Below are 11,383 nucleotides of genomic sequence, written 5' to 3' on the forward strand. Positions count from 1 at the left end.
AATGAAGCTGCATGCTCAGCCGATTTTATCGGCATCCGCGGACCGTTTGAAGGTTCAAGTGTACGCCGATCGCCGGTCTCTCGGGGAAGCGGCTGCGTCGCAGGCGGCGGCCGTCATGAAGGAGCTGCTCGCCGGCGGCCGGGAAGAGCTCGTTATGGTGTTTGCGGCGGCTCCTTCGCAGAACGAATTTCTGGAAGCGCTCGTGCGCGAGGAAGGAATCGATTGGACGCGGATCACCGCGTTTCATATGGATGAGTACATCGGGCTACCGGCTGGCGCGCCGCAATCGTTCGGCAGCTTCTTGACGGAGCGGCTTTTTTCCAAAGTGCCGTTTGCCGCCGTGCACCGGATCGACAGCACGAACGATATTGGCGCGGAATGCGCCAGATACGAAGCGCTGCTGCGGGCGAAGCCGATCGATATCGTCTGTCTCGGCATCGGCGAGAACGGGCATATCGCCTTCAATGATCCGCCCGTGGCCGATTTTCACGATCCCGTCTGGGTCAAGCCGGTCGAGCTCGACGACGCCTGCCGCCGGCAGCAAGTGAACGACGGCTGCTTTCCCGCGCTGCAGGACGTGCCGACGCATGCGCTGACGCTGACGATTCCGGCGCTCATGTCCGGCAAGCAGCTGTTTTGCATGGTGCCGGGCAGGGCGAAGCGGGAAGCGGTGCGGAGAACGCTGCGCGATCCGGTATCGCCGGCTTGTCCGGCCACGATTCTGCGCCGCCATCCGTCGTGCCGGCTGTATGTCGATACGGATTCGTATTCGGAAGAGGCGCATGACGGGAGAGGGGATCCGTATGGAGTCCGCTAGAGCTTCAACGGAGCGCACCGTGCCGCTGACCGCTGCGAGGAGCCGAGCGACATTCCTCAAACGGCTCGGCCGCAGCAAATACTTGCTCATCCTGTTTCTGCCGTGCCTCGTTTACTATGTGCTCTTCAAGTATTTGCCCATGTTCGGCCTCGTCATCTCCTTCAAGGACTACAACTTGTTCCGGGGCGTGTGGGCCAGCAACTGGGTCGGGTTGAAGTATTACCGGATGTTTTTCGAGAGTCCCGATTTTTTGAAGCTGTTCCGCAATACGTTTCTGCTCGGCGTGTACAACGTCGTGTTCGGCTTCCCGATGCCGGTCGTTCTGGCGCTTTGTTTGAACGAAGTCAGGCAAGCGTTGTTCAAACGGTTCGTGCAGACGGTCAGCTACGTGCCGCATTTTATCTCCAACGTCGTCGTCGTCGGCATGGTCGTTATGCTGCTGTCTCCTACGACCGGCGTCGTGGCCCACTTTTTCAAGCTGCTGGGCTGGCAGCCGGTCAACTTCCTCGTGCAGCCCGAATGGTTCCGGCCGATTTACGTCATCGCGGACATTTGGCAGCACGCCGGCTGGGGCTCGATCATTTACTTGGCGGCGCTTACGGCGATTGATCCGCAGCTGTACGAGGCTGCCGAAATCGACGGCGCCAGCCGCTGGAAGCAGCTCTGGAACGTGACCATTCCCGGCATTATGCCGGCGATGGTGATCATGCTCCTGCTGAACATCGGCCATATTATCGACATCGGCTTCGAGAAAGTGTTCCTGCTCATGAACCCGGCGACGTACGAGACTGCCGATATTTTCAGCACCTTCGTCTACCGGATGGGGCTTACGCTGGGCAATTACAGCTACGGCACCGCGGTCGATCTGTTCACCGGCGTCGTCAGCCTCATCTTCATCTGCACGGCCAACTATGTCAGCCGCAAAGTCAGCGATACGAGCTTGTGGTAGAAGGGAGGAAGCATGGTGAGAACGAGACTGAGACGCAAATGGACGCTGCCCCGCCTTCTTATCGCCTTATTCCTGTTAGCCGTTACTGCAGCTACGGTGTATCCCTTTCTGTACATGATTTCGGTATCGCTTAGCGGCGACGTGTACGTCATCAAGAACGAAATCAGCCTGCTGCCGAAAGGCGTGAACTTCCGCGCCTACGAGGTGGTGCTGCAGGACGCCAGAATCTGGACCTCTTACCGCAACACGATTCTGTATGTCGGGATCGGGGCGCCGCTTTCCCTTCTCGTCACGGCCGCCGGCGCGTATTCGCTGTCCAAGAAGGAAATGGCGTTCAACAAAACGTTTACGCTGATGATCGTGTTCACGATGTTTTTTAACGGAGGCATGATCCCTACGTTCCTGGTGGTCAAAAGCCTCGGCCTCGTCGATTCGTTCTGGTCGATGATCGTGCCTTCGGCCATCAGCACGTGGAATTTGATCATTATGCGCACCTTCTTTCTCGGCCTGCCCAAGGAGCTGGAGGAGTCCGGCAAGCTGGACGGGCTGACGGAGATCGGCATTTTCGCCCGCATCGTGCTGCCGCTTTCCACCGCGTCCCTGGCTACCATCGGCTTGTTCTATGCGGTCGGCATCTGGAACAACTTTTACTCCGCCCTGCTTTATTTGCGCAACGATCAGCTTTACCCGCTGCAGGTCGTGCTCCGCAACATCGTCATGGCTTCGCAAATGGTGCTGAACGGCGGCAGCAACGTCGGGGACAATCAAGTGCTGGACGAGCCGCTCAAGTACGCCACGATCATCGTGTCTACGGTTCCGATGCTCTTGGTCTATCCGTTCCTCCAGAAATATTTTGTTAAGGGAGCGCTGATCGGATCGGTTAAGGGCTAACGATACAAATAACGAAAAGGGAGATTGATCGCCATGAGAAAAAGCTTCACTTGGGCGCTGACCGCAGCGCTGACTGCGGCTGTCGTAACCGGCTGTTCCAGCAAGGGCGGAAGCACAGCCGCACCTTCCGGTCCGGCGCCTGCACCCGCCGACAAAGCTGCCGCTTCGCCGCCAAAAGAGCATACGTTCACGTTCCTCACGTATTCCAACGCCAGCTGGCCGTACAACAAAGATTGGCCGGTGTGGAAATATATCAAGGAAAAAACGGGCGTCACCCTGAACATGCAAGTGCCGCCCGACGCCCAGCTGGACAACGCCTTGAACTTGACCGTTGCTTCCGGCAACATGCCGGACATGCTGTATACGCAAAGCAAGAAAACGGCGGACAAGTTCGGCCAGCAAGGTGCGCTCGTCAACATTCTCGATTATGTGAACGAAATGCCCAACCTGAAAAGCTGGATGACGCAGTTCCCGACCGATACGCAGAACGCGATGTCCGCCGACGGCAAAATGTACGTGTTCCCGAACCACGGCATCGGCGAAACGAACCGCATGAACTGGATGTACCGGGAGGATGTGTTCAAGAAAAACGGCTTGAAGCCGCCGGCCAACTGGGACGAGCTGTACACCGTCCTCAAGCAGCTGAAGCAGGCGTATCCGAACAGTTACCCGATGGCGTGGCGGCAAGGGCTTCAGTATTTGCGCAACTTCTCCCCGGCGTTTGCTACCGGCAGCGACGACGGGTCGAGCGATGTCTATTTCGACTTCGACAAGAAGGAATGGCGGTACGGCCCGATCGAAGATAATTTTAAGAAGCTTATTACTTATTTGAACAAATTTTATAAGGAGGGGCTCATCCCGCCCGATTTTCTGACGATCGATACGAAGCAGTGGCAAGATCTCATGTCGACCGACCGGGCTTTCGTGACCGTGGACTACATCAGCCGGGTCGACTTCTACAACTTGCCGATGCGCAAGCAGAACCCGCAGTACAACTTGCTGTTCATGCCTACTCCCGCCGGCTGGCCGGGCGGTCCGCAGAAGAACGCCTATACGCAGTTTTTGGAGAACGGCATCATGGTGACGTCGACGTCCAAACAAATCAAAGACATCATGCATTTTATGGACTTCTATTATTCGAAGGACGGGCTCAATCTCGTCAGCTGGGGCAAGCAGGGCGAAACGTACAGCGAAGAGAACGGCAAAAAGAAATTTATCGGCGGCTATGCGACGTATCCGACATGCGCAAAAAGACCGGCCTCTCGACGGACGGCACGTATACGTGGTTCGACTACGATTCCCACCTGTCGCTATCTTCGCCCGAGCTGCAGGACGCCTACAAGCAAGCGGTGAATTACGACAGCCAGCAGCAGCCCCGCCCGGCGATGACCCAGCAGGAGCTGGAAATTTTGTCGACGACCGGCCAGACGCTGCAGAAAACCCGCGACCAGGCTTTGGCCAAGTTCATTACCGGCCAGCGGGATATGAGCGAATGGAACAGCTACGTCGACGAGCTGAAAAAAATCGGCGTGGACAAAGTGGTCGGCGTGTACAAGACGGCCTATGAGCGCTCGCAAAGCGCCAAGAAGTAGGGGGCTTTGATTATCCGGTTGCTCTAGGCGCCAGTAGCGTAGCTGCATTGGCGATCTGCCTTAAGCAAGAGCGTTAGAGGAACAGTGTTCCGCTATTGCTGGTATTTCCCGTTATTGCCCGGAATTAGCGGCAGGGAGTTCCGTTATATTGCGAAGGAACAGGGCAAAATCGGGCCCGAGCGAGTCATTTGCCTCGGATAGCGGAACGCTGTTCCGTTAAGATTCGGGATTCACTCTGAATTTCCGGAATAACGGAACTTGGTTCCGCTATTGATTGGACACGCGTGCAGGCAACCTGCATAATCGCAAATTAGGCTGCAACAGAACCCGGTGCGGATCGCGCTGGGTTCTGTTGCAGCGTTTGGAAAGGAGCAAGACGGACATGGAGAACGAGAGTCCCGACTTACAACTGCAAGGGCTTCACTACTTGACTGGAGCCCCGGTTCGAATCGCGATACGGCAAGGCCGCATTGCAGGCGTCGAGCCCTTGAACGATCCGCCGGCTTCCTTGCGGCAGCTGCCGTGGATCGGGCCCGGCTTCGTCGACTTGCAAATTAACGGCTATGCGGGTATGGACTTCAATACGCTGCCCATTGCGCCGCATACGACGTCCCGTTTATCGCGCGCGCTGTGGAGCGAAGGCGTGACCAGCTTCTTTCCTACGGTAATTACGAATAGTGAAGACGCGATTTTGGAAGCGGTCTCGGCGATCGCGCGGGAATGTGAAGAAGATGAAGCCGCAGGCAGCGCGGTCGCTGGCATTCATTTGGAAGGGCCGTTCATTTCCCCGGAAGACGGGGCGCGCGGCGCACATTCCCGGGCTTATGTGCGGGCGCCCGACTGGCCGCTGTTCCAGCGGTGGCAGGAGGCTGCCAGGGGACGGATCAAGATCGTGACCGTGTCTCCCGAATGGCCGGAAGCGGAAGCGTTTATTCGCCGCTGCGCCGACTCCGGAGTTCTCGTCTCCATCGGGCATACGGCGGCGGCCCCGGACCAAATCGCGCGCGCCGTCGCCGCCGGCGCGGCGATGTCCACGCATTTCGGCAACGGCGCCCATCCCGTGCTGCCGCGCCATCCGAACTATTTGTGGGAGCAGCTTGCCGCAGATGAGCTATGGACTTGTCTCATCGCGGACGGCTTTCATCTGCCGGACTCCGTGCTCAAAGTGGCGATGAAGGTCAAAGGGGACAAAGCGCTGCTTGTCAGCGACGCCGTCATGTTCAGCGGCATGCCGGCCGGCACGTACGAATCGCATATCGGCGGCAAAGTGGTGCTTACTCCGCAAGGGAGGCTGCAGATGGCGGATCAGCCGCAGCTGCTGGCAGGCTCCGTCAAAATGCTGCCGGCAGGGGTGAGCCACCTCGTGAAACGGGGGCTATGCAGCCTCGGCGAAGCGTGGGAGATGGCTTCCGTGCGGCCGGCGAAGCGGGTCGGACTGCCATTCTCCGCCGGCTTGGAAGCCGGAGCCCCGGCGGATGTGTTGCTGATCGAATGGGGCGACGCCGGCGGCGACGGGTCGGAGCCTCGCATCGCCGGTGTGTACAAGAACGGGGTGAGTGTCTGGCCGTGACGATCTTATTGGAGAGAGCCCCCCAACGGACAACGGAACCAAACGAATGGTGCTGCTCGTCGTCAACATGGGAACGTTCATGTCCACGCTCGATGTCGGCATCGTCAACGTCTGCCTGCCTACATTGTCCGCGGAATTCGCCAAATCGCTCGTGCAAATCCAATGGGTTGCCGCCAGTTATTTGCTGACGATGGCGGCGCTTCTCCCTTTTATGGGGAAGCTGTCGGATCGATGGAAGCGCCGCAACATCTACAGCTTCGGCTTCGTCGTATTCGCCCTTGGCTCGCTGTTCGCCGCGCTGTCGCACGGGCTGACGGCGCTCGTCGCTTCCCGCTGCATACAAGGCCTGGGTGCGGCGATGATTATGGCCAACAGCCAAGCGATGGTGCGTCAAGCGTTTCCCGATCGGGAACGGGGAAGAGCGCTCGGACTTAACGCCGTCGTCATCTCCGCCGGCACGCTGATGGGGCCGGCTGTCGGCGGATTCATGCTGCAATGGGCCGGTTGGCCCGTGCTGTTTTGGATCAATGTGCCGATTGGTTGCGCAGCGTTTTTCCTCGGTTTGAGACATTTTCCGCGCGACGGTGCCGCCAAGGGAGCTTCTAATCTGGACATTGCCGGTTCGGCGCTGCTTGCTGCCGGAACCGTCTTGCTGATGCTCGCGACGGACGGCTTCAGGAGCGAGTCCGGCGTGACGGCTGCTGCGGAAGCGGCAGGAGGAGTGGCGCTGCTCGCCGTCTTATGGTTCTACGAGAAGCGTGTCAGAAACGGCATACTGGACCGTGGTCTTATCGGCTTGAGGCCGGTCTGGGCCGGCAATCTCAGCTCGTTCTTCATCAATATGGCGCAGACGGCGTCGCTCATCTCGATAACGTTTTACTTGCAGGGGCCGTTAAGCCAGACCGTCGCCGCCGCCGGCGGCTTTCTCATGATTCAGCCGCTGCTCGTCGGCCTGGTCGCGCCTTGCGCGGGCTGGTTTCGCGACAAATACGGAGGGGCTGTGCCGATCGCCGGCGGGGCGGCTTTGTGCGCTTTGTCCATGCTGTTCGTCGTCTGCAGCCCGCATGTGACGGCGGTAACGATCGGGCTGCAGCTGGCGCTGTTCGGCATTGGCAACGGCTTGTTCCACTCCACCAATAACGCCGACATTATGAGTGCCGCCCCTGGCGACAAAGCGAGCCTCGCCGGAAGCCTGCTGGCGACGATCCGGTATCTCGGGCAAATCGCCGGCATCGGGCTGTGCGGGTTGCTGCTAGGACGGATGAATGTCCACGTGCCGGCCTCCGCCGAACTCGACCTGGAGCTGCGGATATTGTTCGGGCTTCTGTGTGCCGGCTGCGGAGGGGGTGCTGTCATGGCATATCGCCTGAAGCAAGCGAATTATTAAGCCGTGCCGCTCTCTATGCCGGCGGTGACGATGTTCCGCACAGGACGCCGCAGGTATACGCTTTGAAAAACGTGAAGTTTTGCTTGTTTCGGTAATTCCGGGGCTTGCGGCATTTTCCCTGTTGAGTGTAAAATAGTACTGGCATTAGCACTCTTGTTGTCGGAGTGCTAACAACACTCGAAAGGAGCCCCGACTCATGGCGAAGAAACAGTTTCAAGCCGAATCGAAGCGACTGCTGGAGATGATGATCAACTCCATCTATACACAAAGGGAAATTTTCCTCAGAGAGCTCATTTCCAATGCCAGCGACGCCATCGACAAAATTTATTACAAAGCGTTAACCGACGATACGTTGGAGTTTGACAAAGACAGCTATTACATCAAAATAACGGCCGACAAGGCGAACAGAACTTTGACGATCTGCGACACGGGAATCGGGATGACCCAGGAGGAGCTGGAGAACAACCTCGGGGTTATCGCCAAGAGCGGATCGCTCGCGTTCAAGCAAGAGAACGAGGCGAAGGACGGGCATAACATTATCGGCCAATTCGGCGTTGGCTTTTACTCGGCTTTCATGGTTGCCGATACGGTGACGGTGATAAGCAAGGCGCTCGGCAGCGAAGAAGCTTACAAGTGGGAATCGCAGGGCGCAGACGGCTACACGATCGAACCGTGCAAGAAAGATATGGTCGGCACGGAAATTATTTTGAAAATCAAAAGCAACACCGAAGACGACAATTACGACGAGTTTTTGGAAGAGTACCGTCTGCGCTCCATCATCAAAAAATATTCCGATTTCATCCGCTATCCGATCAAGATGGACGTGACGAGCCAGCGGCCCAAGGAAGGCAGCGACGGCAAAGAGTTCGAGGAGGTCGCCGAAGAGCAGACCGTCAACAGCATGGTGCCGATCTGGCGCAAAAACAAGAGCGAGCTGAAGGACGAGGACTACGAGCGGTTTTATTTCGACAAGCATTACGGCTTCGACAAGCCGCTGAGGCATATTCACATCAGCGCCGACGGGACGGTTTCGTATCAGGCGATCCTGTTCATCCCCGAAAAAACGCCTTTCGACTACTACACGAAGGAGTACGAGAAAGGGCTGGAGCTGTACTCGAACGGCGTGCTCATTATGAACAAGTGCGCGGACCTGCTGCCCGATTATTTCAGCTTCGTCAAAGGGATGGTCGATTCGGAGGATTTGTCCCTGAACATTTCTCGGGAAATGCTGCAGCATGACCGGCAATTGCAGCTCATCGCCAAAAACATCAAGAGCAAGATCAAGAGCCAGCTGCAAAGCATGCTGAAGGACGAAAGAGAGAAATACGAGGAGTTCTACAAGTCGTTCGGCAGACAGCTGAAGTTCGGCGTATACAGCGACTACGGCATGAACAAGGACGTGCTGCAGGATCTGCTCATGTTTTATTCGTCCAAGGAGAAGAAGCTCGTTACGCTTGACGAATACGTATCGAGAATGCCGGAAGAGCAGAAGTATATTTACTACGCTTCCGGGGACTCGATCGAGCGGATCGACAAGCTGCCGCAAACCGAGCTGGTCGCCGATAAGGGCTACGAAATTCTTTACTTCACCGACGATATCGACGAGTTCGCCATTAAGATGCTGATGAAATACAAAGACAAGGAGTTCAAATCGGTATCGAGCGGCGACTTGGGCATCGAATCGGATGCGGCCAAAGATGCTTCGGCGGACGAGAGCGAGCACAAGGAGCTGTTCGAAGCGATGAAGGGCGCCCTTGGGGACAAAGTGAAGGCCGTCAAAGCGTCCAAGCGGCTCAAGTCCCATCCGGTATGCCTGTCCACCGAAGGCGAAGTGACGATCGAGATGGAAAAGGTGCTGCGCGCCATGCCCAGCGGCCAGGACATCAAAGCGGAGAAGGTGCTGGAGATCAACGTGAACCACGACGTGTTCCGCTCCTTGCAGGCTGCTTATCGGCAAGATAAAGAGAAGCTGGACTTGTACACTCACCTGCTGTACAACCAGGCGCTGCTGATCGAAGGCTTGCCGATTCAGGATCCGGTAGCGTTCACGAACGATATTTGCAAAGTGATGGTGTAAGCAAAAAGCAAACCGCCGCCGGCGTAAGCCCGCGGCGGTTTGCTTTATTGCGCCGGTTCCGCTGTTTTGAACACGCACATCCGAAGTAGCGCGATAGCCGGTGATCCGCTTCGGTGTCGTCGTGCATGCGGGATTTGCCAGTGTGGTTATCTGGAATTCTTCCCGTTAATGATGGCGTTTCCGGCGATTTCATTCGAATACATGGAAAATGTAACGCTAATTGTCGCTTACTACTCTATCTCAGGGATATATGGACGATTTAACATGATGTTTCGGCTAGGCGCGCCTAAATTCGAGATTGTGATCGAATTAACGGGAGGTTTTCCCGGCAGCCCGAGAAGTTATGGCTGCGCCGCGGATTGGGAATGCGGGTCTCCTACATTGTTGGACTCGCGTTCCAATTGAATTTTGAATATGAGCCGGGCGGGAACACGAGTTCAACGGCTGATTCTTTCGAAGCGAATTTTGCTGCGCAGATATTTAACTACGAAAATTCCGATGGAGCGCCTTTCGAGGCGGTGAGGGCCCATTTCCTCGTTAGCGGCCTAAAATCAGCGTCCGAAAAGTCTTTGATTAGCGTACATGGGCTCTATTACAACGTTCAGCGACACCCGTTCGGGGCCAATGGCCGGATTCGGGGCGAGTTCTTTCGACCGTTTATCTTTGTGGAGCTTATTGTCGTTGCTGTTGCACCTGCGGGTTGATGATGAAGGAGATAAGTCCGCCATGGTTCCGGCATGCAGGGCTGTTTAAGAACTGGGTCGCTATCCAGCGTCTTGCGGGGCGCTGTTATGCGACGATTTGACGAAATGAAGGTGCAAGGACCTGTTGTTCCATCTATAGCGACGAAAATTCCGATGGAGCGCCCTTCGAGGCGCTAAAGGCCCATTTCCTCGGTAGCGGCCTAAAATCAGCGTCCGTAAAGTCTTTGATTAGCGCACATGGGCTCTATTGCAATGTTCGGTGACGTCTGTTCAAGCCAATGGCCGGATTCGGGGCGAGTTCTTTCGACCGTTTATCCTTGTGAAGCTTTTTGCAGTTGCTGCTGCACCTGTAGGTTGATGGTGAAGGGGACAAAGTGCCATGGTTCCGATAAACAGGTCTGTTTAAAGGAGTGGTTAGCTGATATGAGGTATTGCAGGCGGATGGCGAAAGAGGCAAGCCGCCATGGTTCCGGTAATCAGGGCTGTTTAAGAACTTGTTCGCTATATAGCGTCTTACTGGGCGCTGTTAGGCGACGATTTGACGAATTGAAGGTGCAAGGACCTGTTGTTCCATATATAGCGACGAAAATTCCGATGGAGCGCCTTTCGAGTCGGTAAGGGCTCATTTCCTCGGTACCGGCCTAAAATCAGCGTCCGTAAAGTCTTTGATTAGCGCACATGGTCTCAATTGCATCGTTCAGCGACACTTGTTCGGGGCCAAGTGCCGAATTAGTGGTGCTTACTTTCGAGCGATTATGCTTGTGAAGCATTTTGTCGAGTGTGGCGGCACCTATGTAAGCTTTTTGCGAGCTGTTGCGGCAGCCTATAAATGCTCAATGATGTCGCCAGCGATGAGTGAGGCAGCTTCAATGCGGGCTGCGGCTGCCCGGTCGCCGGCTAGGCCGTGCCACCAGACGCCGAAAGCAGCCGCCTTCTCGGCGCTCCAGCCTTGGGCGAGCAGGCTGCCGATGATGCCGGCGAGCACGTCGCCGGTTCCGCCTGTGGCCATGCCGGGGTTGCCGGTCGAATTGACGTAGACGGTTCCTTGCGGCGTGGCGATGACGGTGCCGGCCCCTTTCAGCACGACGTATACGCCGTGCGTTTCGGCATAGAGACTGGCTGCGCCGATCCGGTCGCGCTGCACTTCGGCGACCGTGCAGCGGAGAAGGCGAGCCATCTCGCCCGGATGCGGCGTCAAGACAGCAGGGGCGGAGGCCGGCCGCTTCGCCCACGAGGCGAAGTCGTCCGCATCGGCCAACATATTGAGCGCGTCAGCGTCCAGCACAAGCGGGAGCGGCACGGGCGAAGCCGAGGCCCCCGCGCAAGTGGCCGCCTCGGCAGCATCGGCCCCGTTAAGCGTCGGTGCCACCGATGCAAGCGGCGCAGGCGAAGCGAG

9 protein-coding genes are annotated in these 11,383 nt (G+C 57.0%); 8 read left to right on the top strand and 1 reads right to left on the bottom strand.

What is annotated here, in order from left to right; translation table 11 throughout:
• Nucleotide 1 precedes the first annotated feature (1 nt).
• From SD70_RS14225 to htpG, 8 genes are all read left to right on the top strand, one after another.
• Nucleotides 2–817 (top strand): glucosamine-6-phosphate deaminase, encoded by an 816-nt coding sequence (locus SD70_RS14225; RefSeq protein WP_052487429.1) that lies wholly within the window; start codon nt 2–4, stop codon nt 815–817.
• Complete coding sequence (locus SD70_RS14230) at nt 804–1,766, top strand: ABC transporter permease (RefSeq protein WP_052487430.1); 963 nt, start codon at nt 804–806, stop codon at nt 1,764–1,766. Before SD70_RS14225 ends, SD70_RS14230 begins: the two co-directional genes overlap by 14 nt.
• Nucleotides 1,767–1,778: 12 nt before the next feature.
• Entirely contained in the window at nt 1,779–2,657 is an 879-nt protein-coding gene (locus tag SD70_RS14235) for a carbohydrate ABC transporter permease (protein WP_156158021.1), read from the top strand.
• 33 nt (nt 2,658–2,690) lie between these two features.
• Entirely contained in the window at nt 2,691–4,010 is a 1,320-nt protein-coding gene (locus SD70_RS14240) for an extracellular solute-binding protein (RefSeq protein ID WP_052487431.1), read from the top strand.
• On the top strand, nt 4,007–4,249 hold the full coding sequence (locus tag SD70_RS38060; RefSeq protein WP_052487432.1) for a hypothetical protein: 243 nt from the start codon (nt 4,007–4,009) through the stop codon (nt 4,247–4,249). The genes SD70_RS14240 and SD70_RS38060 overlap by 4 nt, the downstream gene beginning before the upstream one ends.
• Before the next feature lie 382 nt (nt 4,250–4,631).
• Nucleotides 4,632–5,819: an N-acetylglucosamine-6-phosphate deacetylase gene (locus SD70_RS14245; protein WP_041048188.1), complete on the top strand. Its 1,188-nt coding sequence runs from the start codon at nt 4,632–4,634 to the stop codon at nt 5,817–5,819.
• A gap of 46 nt (nt 5,820–5,865) precedes the next feature.
• A complete protein-coding gene (locus SD70_RS14250) occupies nt 5,866–7,206 on the top strand; it encodes an MFS transporter (protein WP_052487433.1) in 1,341 nt (446 codons plus the stop codon).
• 196 nt (nt 7,207–7,402) lie between these two features.
• Nucleotides 7,403–9,283, top strand: coding sequence for a molecular chaperone HtpG (gene htpG, locus SD70_RS14255; RefSeq protein ID WP_041048189.1), 1,881 nt, complete (start codon nt 7,403–7,405; stop codon nt 9,281–9,283).
• Between the two features lie 1,527 nt (nt 9,284–10,810).
• Here htpG and SD70_RS14265 read toward each other — a convergent pair.
• The coding region (locus SD70_RS14265; protein ID WP_156158022.1) for an NAD(P)H-hydrate dehydratase at nt 10,811–11,383 on the bottom strand (573 nt) is incomplete at its 5' end.

It is taken from the genome of Gordoniibacillus kamchatkensis (assembly GCF_000829455.1).
GTDB lineage: Bacteria > Bacillota > Bacilli > Paenibacillales > NBRC-103111 > Gordoniibacillus > Gordoniibacillus kamchatkensis.

Bases quoted from the DNA above. Each gene is read 5' to 3' on its own strand.
- SD70_RS14225 (WP_052487429.1), top strand. From the start codon at position 2: ATGAAGCTGCATGCTCAGCCGATTTTATCGGCATCCGCGGACCGTTTG.
- SD70_RS14230 (WP_052487430.1), top strand. From the start codon at position 804: ATGGAGTCCGCTAGAGCTTCAACGGAGCGCACCGTGCCGCTGACCGCT.
- SD70_RS14235 (WP_156158021.1), top strand. From the start codon at position 1,779: ATGGTGAGAACGAGACTGAGACGCAAATGGACGCTGCCCCGCCTTCTT.
- SD70_RS14240 (WP_052487431.1), top strand. From the start codon at position 2,691: ATGAGAAAAAGCTTCACTTGGGCGCTGACCGCAGCGCTGACTGCGGCT.
- SD70_RS14245 (WP_041048188.1), top strand. From the start codon at position 4,632: ATGGAGAACGAGAGTCCCGACTTACAACTGCAAGGGCTTCACTACTTG.
- SD70_RS14250 (WP_052487433.1), top strand. From the start codon at position 5,866: ATGGTGCTGCTCGTCGTCAACATGGGAACGTTCATGTCCACGCTCGAT.
- htpG (WP_041048189.1), top strand. From the start codon at position 7,403: ATGGCGAAGAAACAGTTTCAAGCCGAATCGAAGCGACTGCTGGAGATG.